The following is a 20,431-nucleotide window of genomic DNA, read 5'->3' on the forward strand; positions in this document are numbered from 1 at the left end:
TGCGCGGCGATCATTGAGCGGGTGGTGGTTTGGCTGGTGACACGAGCGCGACCTACCTGACGCCTCCGACGGACAGCCCGCCGCGCCAGTGCCGTTGAAGACTGAAGAACGCGATGATCAGTGGGATCACGGACACGAGTGAGCCCAGAATGATGAGGCTCCACAGCGAGGTGGTTCCCGCGTTGTTCGCGGACGCGATCCCCTGCCAGAGGCCGAGTCCGACGGTGACGGGGAAGAGCCGGTTGTCGGAGAGCATCGCCAGGGGCAGGAAGTAGTTGTTCCAGGACGCCACGGCGGACAGGAGCAGCACGGTGACCACCGCGGGGCGCATCAGTGGGAGGGCGATCTGGAGGAACGTGCGCACCTCCCCCGCGCCGTCGACCCGCGCCGCGTCCAGGAGTTCGTCGGAGACGGCGTCGCGCGCGTACACGTGCATCAGGTAGACGCCGAACGGATTGAGCAGCGACGGGAGGATCACCGCCCAGACCGTGTTCGTCAGGCCGAGCCGGGAGAACATGATGAAGGTCGGGATGACCAGGGCGGTGGCGGGCACCATCAACGCGCCGAGCACCACGGCGAAGCTGAAGCGCCGGGCTGCGAAACGGTACTTGGCGAACCCGTAGCCGGCCATGACCGCCAGCACCGTGGCGCCGATGCCGCCGGCGAGCGCGTACAACGTGGAGTTGAGGATCCACCGGAGGTAGATGCCCCCGTCGTAGGTGAAGAGCTGCCTGAGGTTCCCGAGGTAGTCGATCTGGTCGGAGAACCACAGAGTGTTGCCGCCGCCGAACAGGCCCGGTGCGTCCTTGGAGCTGTTGACGATGACCCACCAGAAGGGCACGAGGAAATAGATCACCAGGAAGCCGAGAAGAATTTGCAGAGGGAGGAAGCGTTGCGGTCGGCGGGAGCCAGCCCGGGCGCTCGTGCGGTCGGTCATCAGAGGAAGCTCCTCCGCTTGCGGGTGAAGAACAGGAATGCGTACACGCAGATGAACACGACTCCGCCGAGGGCGAACGAGATCGCGGACCCGTAGTTGAAGTTGGCGAGCGAGAACGCCTGCTGGTACGCGTACATGTTGGGGGTGAAGTCCGCCCCGATCGTGCCCGCGGCGAGGTATCGCAGGATCTGCGGTTCGTTGAAGAACTGCAGGGTGCCGATGAGCGAGAAGACCAGGATCAGGATCAGCGCGGGCGCGATCAGCGGGATTTTGATCCGCAGCGCGATCTGCCATCGTCCGGCGCCGTCCATCCGGGCGGCCTCGTAGAGCGTCGGGTCGACTCCCTGCAACGCCGCGTACAGGATAATCATGTAGTAGCCGGCCCACTGCCAGGTGACGATGTTGAGCAGGCCGTAGAAGATCAGGTTGCTGCTCAGGAAATCGGGGGCGGAGGCGCCGAACAGCCCGAAGATGTCGGTGAGCGGGCCGAAGCCCTTGCTGTAGAGGAACCCCCACATCACAGCCCCGATGACGGTGGGGATCGCGTAGGGAAGAAAGATCATGAGGCGGGAGAATCGGGCGAACAGGTTGGTCACCGCGTCCAGGATGAGGGCCATCGTGAGCGCGATGACGATCTGCAGCGGGATGGCGACGAGCGAGAAGCGGATGACGAACCACGCCCCGGACAGGAAGCTCGGGTCCGTGAACGCCTTCACGTAGTTGTCGAAGAGGACGAAGCTGGTGCCGCCGATCAGCTTCTTCTGGAAAAGACTGAGATACAGCGCGTATGCCAACGGCGCGATGAGGAACGCCAGGAAGACGACCCCGAATGGCCCGACGAAGAGCCACCCCATCAGGTGCTCGCGGAGGTGCACCTTGCCACGGATCTTGCGCGTCTCATTGCGAGCACGCGGTGTGCGCTTCTCGGTCAGGAGTGTCATCTTGGTCTCCGGGACGTGGACGCTGAGGGTCGAGGGTGGGCCGGCCGCTCGGTGCGGGCGCGGCCCACCCATCCGGTCACTGAACGGTGAATCCCTGTTCCTTGGCGTACTTCGCCACGTCCTCCTGGAGCCGGTCGGCAGCCTGCGAACCACTGACGGAGCCCTTGATGATCTCGCTGACCTGCTTCGTCATGGCGTCGAGGTAGTACTGACCGAAGGGGCTGTAGGCGACGCCCTTGTAGGCGTTCGCGGCGGGGACGTAGACCTCCTTGTTCGCCTGCTGCCCGTTGAAGAACGCCACCTTCAGGTCGACGAACTTGGGGTCGTTGAGCGCCGTGAGGTTCAGCGGGAAGATGATCTGGTTGGTCCAGCCGTCGGTGAGCGACTCGTTGTCGGCGTAGAGCCCGTAGGCAACCTTTGCCGCAAGCTCCGGCTTCTTCGCCTGTTTGGTCACCGAGAAGGCCGACCCGCCCCAGTTCACCTGCACCGGGTTGGATGGATCCCACTGCGGCAGCGGCGCCACCGCGAACTTGCCGGTGTCCTGGCCCTTGCCGACGCCCGCGCCGGTGAGGTAGCCGGGCGCCCACGCCGCCGAGATGTACGTCGCGTAGTTCCCGTTGATCACGCCGGAGATGTACTCCGGGGTGAACTGGTCCTGCGTCCCGACCAGACCCTTGCGCGCGAGTCCGCCCCAGTAGTCCAGCACGTCCTTGGACGCCTGGTCGTTGAGCTTCACGCCGATCGATTTCGGCTGCGCCGGATCGTAGGTGAACGGAGTGGCGCCTTTCTGGATCTGCAGCGCCATCGTGAGCGCCGGGACGTTCGCGCCGAGGTCCCCGAAGAGCGGGCCGCCGGCGTCCTTCACCTTCTGCGCGGCCTGCTCGTACTCGGCCCAGGTCTTCGGCGGCGTGATGGCGTACTTGTCGAAGATGTCCTTCCGGTAGATCATGCCTACCGGCCCGCCGTCGACCGGGACGCCGTAGATCGCGTCGCCCACCGACACGTCCTTCCAGGCGCCCTCGCCATAGTTGGCCTTGACCGCGTCGAAGCCGTACTTCCTGATGTCGACGAGTGCACCCTGGATCTGGAAGGTCGGGATCCGGTCCATCTCGACCATGATCACGTCGGGCGCGCCGGTGCCCGCCGAAATGGCCGTCTGGAACTTGTCGTACTCGTCGCTGCCCTGTCCCACATTGGTCCAGCAGACCTGCACCTCGTCGTTCTGCTTGTTGAAGTTGTCGACGACGAGCTGTGTGTTGGGGTACCAGCCCCACATCGTCACGACCGGCAGGTTCTGCTTGGTGATGGTGTTCGTGCAGTTGCTCGCGTCGCTTCCGCCCTCGTCGGAGGAGCAGGCGACGAGGGCACTCCCGGCCGCGAGCATGGCTACGGTGGCAAGTATTCGTCTTCTCTTCATTGCGACGGTTCCCTTCGGGGATCGCGGTGCACAGGCATCCATGCGCTGGCGGGCGCCACCGGGGCAGGAAGCCCTGCTCCCGGTGGCGTCGCCTGGACAGGCTCCTAGCGCTTGAACAGCCGCGGCGCCAGGTCGATGAGGTTCTTCTGCCACACGTCCCAGCCGTGCGGCCCGGGGGTGACCCCGTCGAACTCGTAGCGAATACCGAGGTTGTTCAATGTGGTCAGCGACGCCATGAAACTCGGGTACACGAAGTCGGTCTGGTCGCCGACGTACAGGCGCAGCATCCTGGTCCCGTTGTTGATCGCCTCCACGTCGACGCCGGCGCCGCTGCCGAACCCGGCCGAGAGGGCCGCGACGTAGGCGAACTCGCCCGGGTACGCCCGGAGCACTCCCAGCGCCTGCCCACCGCCCATCGACAGGCCGGCGAGCGCCTGCTGGGACGGGTCGCTGGAGATGTTGTAGCGGGCACGGGCCGTCGGGACGATGTTCTCCAGCAACTCCTTGTTGAAGTTTGACGAGTTGCCGTTGCCCATCACGACGACCATGGGCGTGAGGTCGCCGTCGAGGAACTGATGGTCGAGGATCTGTTTGGCGCGTCCCATCTCGACCCAGTCCGTGTAGTTCTGACCGCTACCGTGCTGGAGATAGAGGACGGGGTACGGCTGGGCGCGGCCCGGGTCGTAGCCGGGTGGAGTCCACACCAGCGCCGTGCGGTCCTGGCCGGCCACGGTGCTCGGATAGGTCATGCTCTCGACCGTCCCGCCCCGGCCGGCGGGCACATCCGACAGCAGGCGGGCGCCCGGTCCCGGGATGAGGAAGGTGCTCCACATCGGCTCGGAGGTCACCTTCGTCGGGTTCGAGCTGTCCTTGACCGCGACCCGGTCGACGATCAGACGGTAGTAGTAGAACCACGGCTTCAGCGGACCCACGGTCGCTCGCCACCGGTCGCCGTCGCGGGTCAGTGGCACGCGCAGCCAACTGCCGCCCGGCGCCCAGTTCGCCCACACCGTGACGTGCTGAGCATCCTTGAAGTCCGTGGTGGTCTCGAAGGTGACGAACCCGTCCTCGCTGAGGAAGGGCGTCGGCGTGGTGCCCGCCGGCGGCGTGGTGAACTCCCCCTTCAACTGTCGATGACCCGGGCTCGGCCCGTGGTCCGACACGTGCCGGAACAGCCGCGGCACGAAGTCGACGAGGTTCTCCTGCCAGGTGTCCCAGTTCGCACCGCCGTCCGGGTTGACCCCGTCGAACTCGAACCTGACATCGGCCCGACCCAACGCCTTCGTCAGCCGGTAGGTGACATTGTGCGCGGGATCGGTCACGTTGCCCGTGTAGAGACGCAGCAACTCGACGCTGCGGTTGATCGCCTTGGCGTTCTTCCGGTCGACGTCCGGGACCGACTGGCCCGAGAACCAGCCGACGTAGCCGAACTGACCCGGCTCGACCAGCGCTGCCCTTACCGCCAGCGTTGCGCCGTCGGACACGCCCGCGATCGCCTGGTTCGCCGGATCGCGAAGGACCCGGTAGCTGTCGGCGACCGCCTTCCGGAGGTCCTTCAGCTCCGTGTCGTCCGAGCCGTTGGCATCGTTGATCACGACCACCATCGGCCTCATGGCTCCCTCGGCCGAGAGGTTGTCGAGGATCTGTTTGGATCGACCGAGATCGAGCCAGTCGGTGCCGGCTGCACCGTCACCCGACTGGAGGTAGAGCGCCGGGTAACCCTTCGGACCCTTCGCCGTGTATCCCGGTGGTGTCCAGACCAGGGCCGATCGCTGCCCGTTCCTGGTCCGGTAGGTCAGCGTCTCGATCTTGCCGCCGGTGCCGGGTGGTGCGTCCGTCAGCCAACGTGCCGAGTCACCCGCGACGAGGAACGTGCTCCAGAGTGGGTTGGACGCCACACTGGTGCTGTTCGTCGGATCCTTGAGGCTCTTCGTGTCGTCGGCGGTGAGCTGGTAGTGGTACAGCCCGGGCTCGAGTGCGCCGAGAACGCCCGACCACACGTCACCACGGCGGGTGAGTCCGAACTCCGACCAGGCCGAGGATGGACCGAAGTTACCCTCGACGACGACCTGCGACACCGCGCCCAGGTGCTCCTGGACGTACGCGGCAGGGACGGTGAACGAGGCGTAGCGGTCCTGGGAGACGGCCAGCCACGGCGTGTCCGCGGCCGCCGGTTGCGGTGCGAGCAGAACCGCCGCGACTGCGATGACTCCGGTGGTGAACGCCGCCGAGAGCCGGCGCACGCCCAGACGGCGTAAGCGCCCATGGTACGGTTCAGTTGTCACGCTCCACTCCTTTCTGTGCCGGCAGCGGATGCGACCCGTCTGACCGGCTCGACTCACTGGTGGATCTAGCCGTGGGCTTGCGTCGACACCTCCTTCACGGTCATGCCAGGGACCCACCCGGCGTGATCGCTCGGTGCGGTGCGGTGTCCGGCGTGGCCGGGGCGGTCTCGTCGGCGGACGCACATCACGGTTGTCCCGTGCTCTTCGGTGGCGCGGTCGAGCTTCGCACCACGAGGCTGGTCGGAAGCACTATCTGGCGCGGCCCCTCCCACTCGCCGGTCACCAGGGACTTCAGCATGCGAGCGGCTTCGTATCCCAGCTGGTACATCGACTGGTCCACGGTGGTCAGGCCCGGCTCCGTCAACGCCGACTCCGGGATGTTGTCGAACCCGACGACGGACAGGTCCGCGGGGACGGAGACCCCCAGCTCCCTGGCGACCTCCAGAACCTTGAGGGCCATCCCGTCGCTCGCCGCGAAGATCGCCGTCGGCGGGTCCGCCTGTTGCAAGAGGGCACGTGCCAACGGGACTGCCGACTCGGGGTTGAAATCCCCTCGGCCGATCAACGTCGGGTCGACCGGGACGCCAGCGTCGGTCAGCGCCGCACGGTATCCCTCCTCTCGGGACCAGGCCGCCACCAGACTGGACCGGCCCGCGATGAACCCGATGCGCCGATGGCCCAGGCCGAGCAGGTGCTCGACCGCGGTGGTGGCGCCCGCGAAGTTGTCGGCCGTCACCGAGGGCGCCGTCGAGCCCCTCGCCGGGTCGATGGCCACGACCGGCGTACGGCTCCGCACCTCACCCCAGGGCGTGACCACGATGCACCCGTCGGTGAGGGTGCCCGACAGGCGGGTCAGGTGCCGCTGCTCCCAGCCCTCCGAATACGACCCGTAGAGGTCACTGTTGGCGTAGATGATCAGGTCGAAGCCCGAGCGACTCAACGCCTTCATCACCCCCTTGAGCACCTCCGCCGTATACGACTGGAAGCTGTGCGTCACGAGACCCAGGACATTCGTGCGGCTGCGCCGGAGGCTCGTGGCGACCAGACTCGACTCGTAGCCGAGCTGCTCGATGGCGGAACGGACATGGGCCATCGTGCTGGCGCTGACGCCGTAATGCCCGTTGACCACGCGCGAGACAGTGGCGGTGGAAACACCGGCGACTCGAGCAACATCACTCATTGTTACCGGCACATTGACCTCGGTCATGCCACTCCCTCTGGACTGCAATCGTTATCGGTTACGTTTCCAGGGTGTTACCAACGTAACTGACAACTATTACGAACACAAGACTTTCTCATCCCTGCGCGGACCCGATAAGGCGTTCCTATCAGGACGCTTGCACGGGCATGGAGCATCACTCGGCGTCGCTGCGGGCACGTTAACAGCCATCGCTCTCGGTAGCCGATAGGAGAACGACGTTCGCTGCCGTGGTTCAACCCACTGACAACGAGCCGATACCGTCCGTCAGTCAATTCCGCAGCGGCGGTGGAGGAAACGATGGCGAGTAATGCGGCCGCCCGCTAACTCGTCTGTTCATCCCCACCCGGGCGCATATCGGGCCCACCCGTCGCACCCCCGCGCCGCCGACTCAGTCGAGCGTCGGCAGAGATGCTCCGTTGGGCAGGACCCGAACCTGGGCGGTACCCGTGTAGACCTTCGGCGTCGGCGATCGGTCCGCATCCGCGCTGATGACAACGCTGCCGGCAAGGGTGCGGTCGTGCGCCGAGAAGCCGGCGTACACCTCGATCTGGCCGGGCTCGACGGTGTAGTTCATGTCCCTGTCGTAGAAACCGAGTTGACCCGTGGGCAGGTCGAACCGCACAGCCACCCGCTGGCCGGCGGCGGCCGAGACGCGGGCGAAGCCCTTCAGCTCGAGCACCGGTCGGGTGACCGTTGCCTGCGGGTCGCGGACGTAGAGCTGGACGACCTCCTCGCCCGCTCGATGGCCGGTGTTGGTCACCACGACCTCGACACTGACGCTGTCGCCGACGCGAACCTCCGCGTGTCGCACCGTGGCCTCGTCGATGCTGAACGACGCGTATCCGAGGCCGTGCCCGAAGCAGTATCGCGGCGCGACCGGCGAATCCACGTAGTCGCCGTGCCAGTGCGACCGGCCGCCGGACACCTTGTGGCCGTAGAAGACGGGTATCTGTCCCACGCTGCGGGGATACGAGATCGGCAGCCTTCCGCTCGGGTTCACCTCGCCGAGCAGCACCTCGGCGATCGCCTGCGCCCCGGTCTGGCCGGGCAACCAGGCCATCAGCACCGCGGCGCACTGCTCGTGCAGGAAGTCGCTGCCGACGGGTCGACCAGCGACGAGCACTGCCACGACGGGGGTACCGGTGGCGACGACGGCGCGGACCAGGTCTTCCTGGACGCCGGGGAGGTCCAGACTGGACCGGTCCCGTGACTCGCCCGTTGTCGCCCTGGGCGTGAGACCCGAGCGGTCACCCAGGACCAGCACCGCGACATCGGCCGCCGCGGCCACCGCGACCGCCTCGTCGAAGCCATCTGTCGACGGATCGACCACGTCGCATCCCGGCACGTAGCTCAGCCGGTCGCCCAGACGCGCCATGAGCTCGTCACGCACCGTGGGCACCCCGTCGGTACTCTCGTCAATCTCCAGATCGTCCGGGATCGTCATCATCTCGCCGAGCAGGCCCCGCCGCTCGCGCGCCTCGGTCAACGCCTCGATGTGGGCCGCGAACGAGTAGTCACCGAGCAGGTGTCGGGCGTCGTCGGCATTCGGCCCGATGAGAGCCACCGTTGCGGCTTCCGGAAGCAGCGGCAGGACGCCGTCGTTCTTGAGCAGGACGAGGCTGCGACGAGCGATCTCGAGCGCCACGTCCCGGTGCCGCTCGGCGTTCACCGCCGCCACGACCGCACCCTCGTCGACGTACGGGGCCTCGAAGAGCCCGAGTTCGAACTTGTGCCGTAGGACCCGCGAGACCGCCTCGTCGAGCCGCGCCTCGCTGACCTCGCCGGCGTCCAGTGCGCGCGTCAGGGCGTCCGCGTACGCGTCCGTGGCCGGAAGCTCGACGTCGACACCGGCGCCGAGGCCCAGCGTCGCCGCTTGCTGCTGGTCCTGCCCGAAGTGGTGGTACGAGTGGAGGTCGTTGACGGCGAAGTAGTCGGACACCACGCTTCCCCCGAAGCCCCACTGCCGGCGGAGGATGTCGACGAGGAGCTCGCGGTTGGCGTGGCACGGGATCCCGTCCAGCTCGTGGTAGCCAGCCATCACCGACTGAAGGCCGCCCTCGCGGACCGCCGCTTCGAACGGATACAGGTAGACCTCCCGCAGCAGACGCGGCGGCAGGTGGGCCGGCGCCCAGTTCAGCCCACCCTCGGACGCCCCGTAACCGACGAAGTGCTTGGCCGTCGCGATGATGCCGTTGGTCAGGTCGGCGCCCTGGAGACCCTTGACGAACGCCACCCCCATCCGGGCCACCAGATACGGATCCTCGCCGTAGGTTTCCTCCGTCCGGCCCCACCGGGGGTCACGCACCACGTCCAGCACCGGAGAGAGCCCCTGGTGGCTGCCCATGGCGCGCATCTGCGCGCGAACGGCGTCCGCCAACTGCCCGTTCAGCTCCGGCGACCAGGTGCTCGCGACCCCGATCGCCTGCGGGAAAATGGTCGCCTCCCGCGCCATCACACCCGAGCACACCTCCTCGTGCACGATCGCCGGGATCCCCAGGCGGGTCTCGGTCACCAGGTACCGCTGGATCGCGTTGGCGACCTGCGCCACCTGCGCCGCCTTCAGGCTGGTGGCTCCCGCGACGCGGGTCACGTGCCCCAGGCCCTGCGCAAGGATCGGCCGGGCGCGCCGCACGGAGAACCGTCCGCCCTCCAGTACCGCGAACGCCCAGGTGCTGCCCAGTTGCGCGAGCTTCTCCTCGCGGGTCATCCGAGCCAACAGATCCGACACCCGTTCCTCGACGGGCGCGGTCGCATCGACGTAGGTCGCCCCGGTCTCCGGTTTCACAGTGGTCATCTGGTCACCCCAATCGCCGCCACAGCCTGCTTTTGGCCTCATCGGTCTCGACGCCTCGACTCCCGTCCGGGTGCGGGCGGACGGCGGCAGGGACGCGGCGACGACGAGGATCGCCTGGGCACGAGACACCGACCGTACGGGGGCGACATGGTGCGGGCCGCCGGCGCGGACATTGATCGCGGGCATCGCGTTCCCTTGTGTAAACGTAATCGGTAACGTTTACATCGATCACGAACGTAATCGACGACCATGATGTTGTCCAGACCTCGCACTGACCCCACCACCCCTGGCCCCGGCGTCGCGACGTCAACCTCGGCGGCGGGACCTCGCACGAAGGGAGCCTGCCCTGAACACCCACCTCGACGGAGCGCCGGGGCATCCGGCCGGCGCCGACAGTCCACTCCCCTATCGTCTGAGCCTCGACCCTCGTCGACGCGTCGCGCCGGTGCCTCGCCGGCTCTTCGGCTCGTTCGTGGAGCATCTGGGGCGCTGTGTCTACACCGGCATCTACGAGCCGGGGCACCCGACCGCCGACGGGGACGGCTTTCGACGTGACGTTCTCGCGCTCGTCCGGGAGTTGGGCGTCACCACGGTCCGCTATCCGGGCGGCAACTTCGTTTCCTCCTATCGCTGGGAGGACGGCATCGGCCCGGTCGACCAACGGCCGGCCAGGCTCGATCTCGCCTGGCACAGCCTGGAGACCAACGCGTTCGGGCTCGACGAGTTCATGCGCTGGGTCGGCAAGGCGGACGTCGACCCGATCATGGCGGTCAACCTCGGCACCCGCGGCACCGCCGAGGCCGTCGACCTCCTCGAGTACGCCAACCACCGTGGTGGCAGTCACCTCGCCGACCAGCGCCGCGACAACGGCGCGGACAGGCCGTACAGGATCAGGCTGTGGTGCCTCGGCAACGAGATGGACGGCCCGTGGCAGGTGGGGGCGCGGTCCGCAACCGAGTACGGGCGCCTCGCGGCGCAGACCGCGAAGGCCATGCGCCGTTTCGATCCAGATCTCGAGCTTGTCGCCTGCGGCTCGTCGCACCTCGGCATGCCCACGTTCGGCAGTTGGGAACGCGATGTGCTCACCGAGGCGTACGACGACGTCGACCTGATCTCGCTGCACGCCTACTACCAGCCGGTCGACGACGACCTGCCCAGTTTCCTCGCCTCCGCCGAGGAGATGGACAGGTACATCGACTCCGTCACCGCCATCGCCGATTCTGTCGGGGCGATCCGCAGGTCGACCAAGAAGATCATGATCGCGTTTGACGAGTGGAACGTCTGGTACCAGTCCGCCGCTCCGTCCACCCCGCCGAGCGGTGCGGACTGGCCGGTCGCGCCGCCCCTGCTGGAGGATCACTACAGCGTGGCCGACGCCGTCGTCGTCGGCGGTCTGCTGATCAGCCTGCTCCGGCACAGCGACCGGGTGACCGCGGCCTGCCAGGCCCAACTGGTCAACGTCATCGCACCGATCATGACCGAACCCGGGGGCTCGGCCTGGCGCCAGACCATCTTCCACCCCTTTGCCCGCACCGCCCGGCACGCCCGTGGCGCCGTGCTCGACGTGCTCCGCGACGGCAGCACGACGACCACCGACCGCTTCGGCGAAATCGACGCGGTCGACGCGGTCTCCACCTGGGACGACAGCACCGGCGAGATGACCGTGTTCCTCGTCAACCGCGTCACCGCCACCCCTAGCGAGGTGACCGTCGACGTCAGTGGCGCCCGGGTGAACGGGATCGTCGAATGCGTCACCGTTGGTGGCACCGACCTTGACGCCAGGAACACACCCGACGGCCCGGACCACGCCGCTCCGCGCCCTAACGACACGGCGCACCAGGCCGGTACCGGTGTGCGGCTGACCCTTCCACCCGCGTCCTGGACCATGCTGCGACTGGACGCCACGGAAGTGGCCCCGTGAGCGGCTGACGAACCAGCTGCCGGCGATGCCCCGGTCGCTTGCTCCTGGCTGTCGCCAGGGGCGAGCGACCGGGGCCGCGCCACCGTTCGTAGTGAGACCTCGCACCGGGTTCTACCGGGCGTCGGCCGGTGCGCTCAGGGAACCGTTGAAGAGCCTGTCGCCCTGGTAGCGGGCAACCACCGGAGCGCCCAGTTCGCCGTGGACGGTTTTCTTCAGCCGGGCGACACCGTTGTGCACCGGCGCCGACCCGAGGTGCGTGTCGCCAGCGTAGAAGTCGACCTTGCCGGAGGGGGCGGAGGTGCTGGTGCTGACGGCACCGACCGTCGCGGTAGCGGTGACCTTGGTGTGGTGCGAGGCGCCCTCGGGTGCCGCCGTGACGTCGAGACCGGTCGTGGTGGCACGGAACGTCAGGGCCCGCAAATAGTGGTTCAACAGGGGGCGCCAGACGTGCCAGGTGTGCACGCCGGGCACGTTGTACTCGTCCAGCTCGACGCCGGACGCCCGCAGGGCGGCAGCGTTGCGCTGCGAGTTCTCGGCGATGTTGCCCAGGCGGTCCTGGAGCCCGGTGCCGATCATGATGCCGCCGGCCACCGCCTTCATGCTGTCGATCTGCGGCTGGGTGGCGGCCGGGCCGCCGGCGCTCCAGGCAGCGTGGTAGCCGAACAGGTCGGTGTGGTTGTACATGATGGTGTATGCCCGGCTGCCGCCGGCGGAGAAGCCACCGAACGCGCGGTCCTGCGGGCGGGTGGAGACGTGGTAGTTCTGCTCGACGAACGGGAAGATGTTGTTCCGCAGCTCGTTGACGTAGCCCTCGTTGCCGCCGGGCAGGCCGTTGAAGTCGGTGGAGACGATCACCATCGGCTGCACGGCACGATCCCTGATCGCGTTCTCCAGGATGAGGTGGGCCACGCCCTGCATCGTCCAGGCGGTCGAGTGGTCACCACTGCCGTGGCTCAGGTAGAGGGTTGGGTACGGCTCGGCCCGGTTGGGGTCGTAGCCATGCGGCAGGTAGACGACGATGTCGTGCACTCCCGGCGGGTTCGTGGACAGCGGTGAGGAGTACCGCCGGGACTCCAACCGGCCGGTCTCAGCGACCGGCGCCTGGTAGCCGGTGTCGTACGTCGGGAACTTCTTGCTGGTCGGCACGTAGATCGTGCTGCGTACCGCACCGGGCGCGCCCGGATACTGCGGCTGGATCTGCCATCGGTTCGCGGGGTCGTCGTGCAGCGTGCAGCCGGTGGCGAGCTCGTTGGCGCAGTCGTGGGTGAACGCGTAGCGGAAGGTGCCCGCCGGCAGCGGTGTGGTGAACGTCCACACCCCGTCGGAGCCCCTCTGCATGGGCAGGATGTGCCACGGGGTTGCCGCCACGTCGCCGGGCTGCCACTCGCCGGGTGGCCGAGCATCGCCGCAGTCCTGGCACGGGATGTTCTCCGGGCGCGAGTAGAACCAGTCGCCGTAGACGTGGACCTGCTGGACGTCCTCGGGCGCCCGATACCTGAAGGTGACCGCGTACCCGGCGGGCGGCTTGTCGGTGCGGGTGACGGTCGGGCCCAGCGGCGCGGGCGGCGCGGCCGACGCCGCGGGGGCCGCGACCGTTCCGGCCGCAACGGTGACGGCGGCGAGCAGTGCGAGCATCAGCCGACGACTCGGCGTCGGCGTCAGGGGACGGGGAATTGCGACGGGCATGTTCCTGCTCCCTCTTCGGCGTGTGGTCAGACCGCACCGAGCAGCCGACCAACCATTCGATGGTGAGGTGAACGGATACCAGTTACGAGCGATGCCGCTATGCGAGCGCTAACATCGGACCCTGTCGAGAACAGAAGCATGAAACGCATTAACGGTCAACACGCGGCGGGGGAATCACTTTTACGATCCGCAACGAAAACAATTTGGGCAGGATCCAGCCGCGCCCGAACGGCCACCAAAGAGCTCGTACGGGCGCGACCTACGGCACGGCTATTCGAGCTTCGATTCCAACCTCCCATCGACTCGCCGGGGAATGGCGACGTACTCGTCTCGAAGTTCCTCGGGAAGAACCCACTCCGGGGCGTCCTGCCACGCCAGCGGACGGAGGAATCGCCGGATCGACGTGGCGCCCACCGAGGTGTGTACGGCGTTGGTCGACGGCCAGGGCCCGCCGTGGTGCTGAGCCCACGACACGCGGACGCCGGTGGGATAGCCGTCGAAGACGATGCGACCCGAGCGGGCGGCGAGCACGTCGACGAGCCGACGCACGACATCGTTGTCGTCCTCGGGTCCACGATGGATGGAACCGGTCAGCGACGGTGGGACGGTCGCCAGGACGGCGTCGAGTTCGACGACGTCGCGATACCGGACCACGACCATGAGCGGACCGAAGCACTCGTCGGCGATCTCGGCGGTCAGGCCCGGCAGACCGACCTCCAGCAGTGTCGGCGCGACGGTGAAGCCCTCGCCGGGGTCGACCTGGGGCCGGGCCGAGACACGAGCGCCGGCCCGCTCGAACGCGGTAGCCCGATTTTCGTAGGCGTCTCGGATGCGCTCGTTCAGCAGGATCGTGCCGCCTGCGGAGGCGACCCTGGCCCGCAGCGTGTCGACCAGGTGCTCACCGCCCGGATCCGACGGGATGAACGCCAGCCCGGGCTTGGTGCACAGCTGACCGCCCGAGGCCGTGAAGGAGGCGAACAGTCCTTCGGCGATCTGCTCTCCCCGGTCGACGGCCGCGCCGGGCAGGACGACGATCGGGTTCACGCTGCTGAGTTCGGCGTAGAGGGGAATGGGATCAGGTCGTTCGTCGATGGCCGCCTGGATGGCACGGGCGGCGCCGACGGAACCCGTCAAGGCGGCCGCCCGGATCGCGGGGTGGCGCACCAGCGAGCGGCCGGCCTGCTCGCCGTACACGATGGTGATCACACCATCGGGACCGCCCATGCCACGGATGGCCGACTCGATCGCGTCAGCGGAGGCGTGCGATGTCAGCGGGTGCGACGGGTGGGCCTTGAGGACGGTGGGACAGCCCGCGGCGAGCGCGGAGGCGGTGTCGCCCCCGGCGACCGAGAAGGCGAACGGGAAGTTGCTGGCCCCGAAGACGGCAACCGGCCCGAGGGGTACGAGCATCCGCCGCAGGTCAGGGCCGGGCCCGAGGGGTGTGTCGGCAGCGTGGTCGATGACCGCCTCGACGTACGCCCCGTCGCGCAACACGTCGCCGAACATCCGGAACTGGAGAGCGGCCCGCGTGAGTTCCTGGTCGAGCCGCGGGTGGCTCAGCCCGGTCTCCGCCTCCGCGGCTGCGACCAGGTCCACGCGACGGGACTCCAGGGACGCGGCGATGCGATCCAGCATCTCCGCTCTGCCGACTCTACCCAGGCCGGACAGCCACTGCGCCGCCCGCGACGCCCGGCCGGCGATGGCCTCCAGCCGAGACTCGTCCGTCTCGTGGAGATCCGTCGAGCGACGCCGGCCGTCGCGCGGATCGACCGTGATGACCACGTTCACAGCAGTCCTCTCCTCACCAGATTGCCCATGAGATCGCGGACGCCGAAGTGCCAGGGCTCGCACTCCTCCGCGTGCCACACCCGGTTGACCAGGGTGCCGAGTGCCGGGCAGCTGATTCGCACCACGTCGTCGACCTTGTGGGTGAAGCCCTCACCGGGGCGGTCCCGGTCCTGGATGGGCGCGAACATGGTGCCGAGCATCAGGGCGGCACCGTCGGGATAGCGGTGGTGCGGGCCGATCAACTGCCGTACCAGTTCCTCCGGGTCGCGCGACATTCGAGTCATCTCCGAGACCGCCTCCAGTAGGAAGCCGTCCACACCGCGGACCTCCAGGCTGACTTCGAGTTCGCGCACCCGATCCATCCCGAACCGCTCATCGAAGAGCCGAATCAAGGGACCGAGGGCGCACGAGGCGTTGTTGTCCTTCGCCAGCGGAAGCAACAACGCCGAGCGGCCCTCCACATCCCGGAGGTTCACGTCGTTGCCGAGGGTGGCGCCGACGATCCGCCCGCTGGACTGGACGATGAGCGTGACCTCGGGTTCCGGGTTGTTCCAGGTCGACGCGGCGAGCACCCCGACCGGAACGGCGGTGCCGACGGCGGAGAGGATCTGACCCTTGGTGAAGATCTCGGCGTCCGGGCCGATCCCCACCTCCAGGTACTGACTCCACATGCCCTCGGCGACCAACAGACTCTTCAGCCGATCCGCCTCGGCCGAGCCCGGAACCAGGCTGTGCAGGTCGACACCGACGTCGGCGAGCATTCGGCGACGGATGTCCGACGCGAGCAGCAGGTCTCCCAGTGCCCGTTCCTCGATGACGCGTTCGATCATCGAGATGGGGAAGGTGACGCCGGCAGCCTTGAGCACCTGGAGGTCGACCGGGGCGAGCAACCAGGGCCGGGTACGGCCACGGCTCGCGGCCCCCGTGTTGGCCAGTATCTCGTCGAAGTCGCCCACCCGCGGCCCGTCGAGTCCGGCCACGATGGCAGCGGGGTCGGGCAGCTCGCAGATGTCCCGGACGGTCGGGAACCGGTGGCTGATGTCGATGACCTCGCCGTCTCGGACGGTCACGGGCGAGGGGCCGTCGACGGACGGGTCCCAGATCCGGCCGACGAGGACGCTCTGGTCGGCATCGTCCGGCAGCGCCTCGCTGGCGGTACCGAACCAGTCTGCATCAGGGGTCATGCCCCGGGGCCGTGGCACCGTCATGAGCCGCTCTCCAGGTTGAAGAAGGACCGCTCGTCCCGAGGCCGGATGTCGTAGACGGCGTCCCGGAACATCCGCATCGGATGCGGTGTGAACGGGTGTTGCTCGATTGCGGCGAGGTCCACCTCGATGCCCAGTCCAACCCCGGTCGGGATGAGCACGTCGCCTTCGGCGGTCAGCACCAGCCGTTCGTTGGTGATCTCGGGGCGCCAGGGCACGTCCGTCGCCATGATCTCCAGGTACCGGAAGTTGGGCAGTGTCGCCCCGAGCTGCAGCGTCGCGGCGGTGCTGAGGGGACCGCTGGGGTTGTGCGGCGCGAACCCCACGTAGCTGGTCGCGGCGAGCGTCGCGATGAAGGCCAGCTCGGCGATCCCGCCGGCATGCGTCACATCGGGCTGGACGAAGTCGACCGCCTGACGGGCGAGCGCCGGCGCGAAGCCCTGCCGGCCGTACCACCGCTCCCCCGCCGCGATCGGCACCGGCGACGAGCGACGGATGTCGACCAGTGCGTCTAGGTTGTCCGGCGGGCACGGCTCCTCGAACCACACCGGGTCGAACTGGGCGATCTCCTTCGCGATGTTGATCGCGTGGCGGACGTCGAAGCGGCCGTGCCCCTCGATGAACAGCTCGACGTCGCGGCCCACCGCGCCACGGACTGCGTCGGTCTGGGCGAGCACCCGGTCCAGTTGCTGGGTGGTGATGGTGAGGTCGTAGTTCTCGAACGGGTCCCACTTGAGGCCGCGGAAGCCGGACTCCACGGTCCTGCGCGCCGCGGTCGCGTAGTCCTCCGGCGTGACGGCACCGGAGAACCAGCCGTTCGCGTACGCCCGCACCCGGTCCCTGGTCGCACCGCCGAGGAGCCGTGAGACCGGAACGCCGAGGTCGCGCGCCGAGATGTCCCACAGGGCCATCTCCAGCGAACTCAGCGCGGTCATGACGACCGGCCCGCCGCGCCAGTACCAGTCCCGTGCCAGCTCGTAGAGGATCTTCGAGATGCGGGTGGGGTCCAGGCCCACCACCGCTTCGGCCACCTCGGCGATCGCGCCCTGGACGGCCCGTTCCTTGCCTTCCAGGGTGGCCTCACCGAGCCCGATGATCCCCTCGTCGGTGTGGACGCGCACGATGACGAGATTCGTGCGGTAGAAGTCGACGACCAACGTGTCGACGGAGACGATCTTCATGTTGTGGCTCAACCCTTCACCGCACCGGCAGTCATGCCGGACACGACGTACTTCTGGACCAGCAGGTAGAAGGCGACGGCAGGCAGCGTGAACAGGAAGGCGACAGCCATCACCGTCTGGATCGGCGTGCCCAGTTCGCCGATGAAGTTCGCGATGCCGACGGAGGCCGGCTGCAGGTCCGGACTGAAGATGAACGTCACCGCGAACACGTACTCGTTCCAGGCGTGGAAGAAGGCGATGACCGCGGTCGCCGCGATCGACGGGGCGATCAGCGGCACGTTGATGCGGCTCAGGACAGTGAAGGGCCGGGCGCCGTCGGCACGTGCCGCTTCCTCCAGTTCCTTCGGGATGCCGTCGATCGCGCCCTTGAGGATCAGCGCGACGATCGGCAGGACGAAGGCAGAGTTCACGAGGACGAGACCGGTCAGCGAATCGAGCAGTTCGAAGCGGCGGAACAGCGCGAACAACGGTACGACCATGAGCGCCTCGGGAAGCATCTGCGTGAACAGCAGCACGACGGTCAGCGCGGCCTTGCCCCAGAACGAGAACCGGGACAGCGCGTAACCGAGCGGGATACCCAGGCCCACCGAGAGGACCATCGTGCCCACGGCGATCACCAGGCTGTTGAGCAACCACCCGGCCGCCTTGCCCTCGGCCAGTGCCTCGACGAACACCCCGATCCGACCGATGTCCGGCGTGAGCCGGGGCTGCTCGGCGAACAGGTCGTTGTTGCTCGAGAGCGCCGTGACGAGCATCCAGTACAGCGGGAACACCGCGACACCCAACACGACGAGCACGGCGACGATTCGCGCGGTGAGACCAAAACGGAAGCGCCTCATCGGACGTCTCCCTTCTCCACGGCACGGGCGACCAGCCGGCTGCCAGTGATGACGATGAGCGAGATGACGACGCCGACCATTCCGATGGCCGCCGCCGAACCGAGTTCCTTCGAGTCGAATGCCTGCGAGTAGAGGTCGATGACGAGCGTCTCGGTGGCGCCGACCGGGCCGCCCTTGGTCATCAGCCAGATGAGTTCGAACCGCCGCAGCGACCAGATCGTCATCAGCAGGGCCAGCAGTCCCACGGTCGGCTTGATGACCGGCCAGGTGACAGCGTGGAAGGTGGCCCACCGTCCCGCGCCGTCCATGGTCGCGGCCTCGTTGAGGTCCTGGGGAACAGATTGCAGTGCGGAGAGCAGCACCACGGAGGTGAACGGGAACAGTTGCCAGATGGTCGTCGCGAGCACCGCGGGGAGCGCATAGCGCGGGCTGTCCAGGATCGCGCCTCCCGGGACGCCGAGTCCCACCGCGTCGAGAAGCCGGTTCACGATGCCGTACTGCGCGTTGAGCATCCAGGAGGCGATGAGCGCGACCGCGATGCCGGGCGCGGCCCACGGGATGGTCACGAGAGCCCGTGCCACGCCACGGCCCCGGAAACCCTTGTTGAGCAGGAGCGCGACGACGAGCCCGGCACCGACCGCGCCGACGACGCAGGCGATCACGTAGACGAAGGTGATCAGCAGGGTGCGGTGGAAGTCGGGGTCGCCGAAGATCCGGTTGAAGTTCTCCAGCCCGACCCACTCGCTCCGGGTGGGGTTGAGCAGCCTCGTCCTGGTGAAGCTGAGGTACACCTCCTGGACGAGTGGCACCGCCTGGAAGACGAGGATGAACAGTGCGGCGGGTGCCAGGAACAGATAGGGCGTCCATTTGCTGCCGAGTGGGCTGGGTCGACGCCGTGCCCCGGGTTGGCGGGTTGTCTTCGGTGCTCCGGTCTGCTCGAGCACAGTCATCGGGTTTGATCCTTCTGGGAAAGGACGCTGCCGGCGCACGGCTCTTCGTGCCGGCAGCGTCGCCTCGTCGAGCTGTCAGCGGACCAGCTCGGTCGCCTGCTGCTGGGCGCGGTCCAGTGCCGGCTTGAGGTCGGCCTTGCCCTGCAGCGCCGCGATGACGTTCTGCACGACCACCTTGCGGATGTCCGGCGTCTTGGCTTCGAATCCCAATACGATCTGCGGCAGGCTGGTCTCGGTGAGCCCGTCGAAGACGGTGAGGAACGGGGTCGCCTTGAGCGACTCGGCGCTGCGCTGCGTGGTGGTGGCAACGCTGCTCGCGCCGAGAATCTCCTGCAGCTTGACCTGGTTCTGTGGCTCCAGGGCCCAGCGGATGAAGGTGGCAGCCTCGTCCTGGCCCTCGCTCGCCTCGTTGATCACGATCGGTGCGAGGATCGCACCCTGCTTACGTACCGGGAACGGGATGGGCGCGACGGTGAAGTTCAGCTGCGCGTTCTGGCCGCGCGTCGCGGTCACGTATCCCCCGTTGTTGAGTTCCATCCCGACCTTGCCCTCGGCGAACATGCGCCGGAACGTCGCCGCGTCCGCTCCGCGCGGAATCACCTTGGCGTCGTACAGATCCTTGTACGCCTGCAGGCCCTTGAGGTTCTCCGCCGAGTTGATCGTCAGGTTCTTGCCGTCGGACCACGCGCCGCCGAAGCCGTAGACGTAGTTGAAGATGTCCTGCCATACGCCGGCCTCTTCGGCCTCCGTCTGCCGGAACGCCAGGCCGTAGATGTCACCCTTGGTCAACGACTTCGCGGTGGAGGTGAACTGCTCGTAGGTGGACGGCGGCGTGGGGATCAGGTCCGCGTTGTAGAACATCGCGTAGTTCGACGCTTCGAAGATGAAGCCGTGCCGGACGCCGTCGTGGACCATGAACTGGTCCGGCTGCTTGAGCAGGTCGTACTTGCTTGCATCGATCAGCTTGTCAAGCGGTGCGACGAGGCCGGCGTCCGAGGCGGCCTCGAACTCGGGCATGTCGAAGCGGACCAGGTCGGGCCCCTTGCCGCTGCCCATCTGGGTGAGCACCGTCTGACCGAAGGTCGGGTACGGCACTGCGGCTGCGGAGACCTGGACCTTGTCCTGGCTCTTGTTGAACTCGTCGAGCCACTTCGTCAACTGAGGCCCACGGCCCGGGTCGCCGAAGGTCGAGGCGGCGAAGGTCAGTTTGGTGACGCCACCACCAGAGTCGCCGTCAGAGCCGCAACCGGTCAAAAGAGCGGCAATCAAGCCGAGGGCACATGTCG

Annotated in this window: 14 protein-coding genes; 1 reads left to right on the forward strand and 13 read right to left on the reverse strand. The window is 67.7% G+C overall.

Features of this window, described 5'->3' with window-relative positions; all coding sequences use genetic code 11:
• Positions 1-52: 52 nt before the first annotated feature.
• The 6 genes from BDK92_RS03805 to BDK92_RS03830 all read right to left on the reverse strand — a co-directional run bounded on the left by BDK92_RS03805 (position 53) and on the right by BDK92_RS03830 (position 9,575).
• Positions 53-937, reverse strand: coding sequence for a carbohydrate ABC transporter permease (locus tag BDK92_RS03805; RefSeq protein ID WP_121154638.1), 885 nt, complete (start codon positions 935-937; stop codon positions 53-55).
• Positions 937-1,878, reverse strand: coding sequence for a carbohydrate ABC transporter permease (locus tag BDK92_RS03810; RefSeq protein WP_121161583.1), 942 nt, complete (start codon positions 1,876-1,878; stop codon positions 937-939). The genes BDK92_RS03805 and BDK92_RS03810 overlap by 1 nt, the downstream gene beginning before the upstream one ends.
• Positions 1,879-1,954: 76 nt before the next feature.
• Positions 1,955-3,295, reverse strand: coding sequence for an ABC transporter substrate-binding protein (locus BDK92_RS03815; protein WP_121154640.1), 1,341 nt, complete (start codon positions 3,293-3,295; stop codon positions 1,955-1,957).
• A 104-nt stretch (positions 3,296-3,399) separates the two neighbouring features.
• Positions 3,400-5,580, reverse strand: a complete 2,181-nt coding sequence (locus BDK92_RS03820) for an alpha/beta hydrolase-fold protein (protein ID WP_121154642.1) — start codon at positions 5,578-5,580, stop codon at positions 3,400-3,402.
• Between the two features lie 184 nt (positions 5,581-5,764).
• On the reverse strand, positions 5,765-6,787 hold the full coding sequence (locus BDK92_RS03825) for a LacI family DNA-binding transcriptional regulator (RefSeq protein WP_121154644.1): 1,023 nt from the start codon (positions 6,785-6,787) through the stop codon (positions 5,765-5,767).
• Between the two features lie 382 nt (positions 6,788-7,169).
• Positions 7,170-9,575 carry a glycoside hydrolase family 3 N-terminal domain-containing protein gene (locus BDK92_RS03830; RefSeq protein ID WP_170208472.1) on the reverse strand — a complete coding sequence of 802 codons (2,406 nt, stop codon included), beginning with the start codon at positions 9,573-9,575 and terminating at the stop codon, positions 7,170-7,172.
• A 412-nt stretch (positions 9,576-9,987) separates the two neighbouring features.
• Here BDK92_RS03830 and arfA point away from each other — a divergent pair, with 412 nt between their 5' ends.
• Positions 9,988-11,496, forward strand: coding sequence for an arabinosylfuranosidase ArfA (arfA, locus tag BDK92_RS03835; RefSeq protein ID WP_121154648.1), 1,509 nt, complete (start codon positions 9,988-9,990; stop codon positions 11,494-11,496).
• Between the two features lie 111 nt (positions 11,497-11,607).
• Here arfA and BDK92_RS03840 read toward each other — a convergent pair whose 3' ends face one another.
• The 7 genes from BDK92_RS03840 to BDK92_RS03870 all read right to left on the reverse strand — a co-directional run bounded on the left by BDK92_RS03840 (position 11,608) and on the right by BDK92_RS03870 (position 20,414).
• A complete protein-coding gene (locus tag BDK92_RS03840; RefSeq protein ID WP_121154650.1) occupies positions 11,608-13,182 on the reverse strand; it encodes an alpha/beta hydrolase-fold protein in 1,575 nt (524 codons plus the stop codon).
• Positions 13,183-13,452: 270 nt separating this feature from the next.
• Positions 13,453-14,970 carry an aldehyde dehydrogenase (NADP(+)) gene (locus tag BDK92_RS03845; protein ID WP_121154651.1) on the reverse strand — a complete coding sequence of 506 codons (1,518 nt, stop codon included), beginning with the start codon at positions 14,968-14,970 and terminating at the stop codon, positions 13,453-13,455.
• A complete protein-coding gene (locus BDK92_RS03850; RefSeq protein ID WP_246016776.1) occupies positions 14,967-16,154 on the reverse strand; it encodes a fumarylacetoacetate hydrolase family protein in 1,188 nt (395 codons plus the stop codon). Before BDK92_RS03850 ends, BDK92_RS03845 begins: the two co-directional genes overlap by 4 nt.
• A gap of 20 nt (positions 16,155-16,174) precedes the next feature.
• Complete coding sequence (locus BDK92_RS03855; RefSeq protein WP_121154655.1) at positions 16,175-17,356, reverse strand: mandelate racemase/muconate lactonizing enzyme family protein; 1,182 nt, start codon at positions 17,354-17,356, stop codon at positions 16,175-16,177.
• 8 nt (positions 17,357-17,364) lie between these two features.
• Positions 17,365-18,195: a carbohydrate ABC transporter permease gene (locus BDK92_RS03860; RefSeq protein ID WP_121154657.1), complete on the reverse strand. Its 831-nt coding sequence runs from the start codon at positions 18,193-18,195 to the stop codon at positions 17,365-17,367.
• Entirely contained in the window at positions 18,192-19,145 is a 954-nt protein-coding gene (locus tag BDK92_RS03865; RefSeq protein ID WP_121154659.1) for a carbohydrate ABC transporter permease, read from the reverse strand. The genes BDK92_RS03860 and BDK92_RS03865 overlap by 4 nt, the downstream gene beginning before the upstream one ends.
• A gap of 75 nt (positions 19,146-19,220) precedes the next feature.
• Positions 19,221-20,414: an ABC transporter substrate-binding protein gene (locus BDK92_RS03870; protein ID WP_170208473.1), complete on the reverse strand. Its 1,194-nt coding sequence runs from the start codon at positions 20,412-20,414 to the stop codon at positions 19,221-19,223.
• Between the last annotated feature and the right edge of the window lie 17 nt (positions 20,415-20,431).

This window comes from Micromonospora pisi (genome assembly GCF_003633685.1).
Lineage (GTDB): Bacteria > Actinomycetota > Actinomycetes > Mycobacteriales > Micromonosporaceae > Micromonospora_G > Micromonospora_G pisi.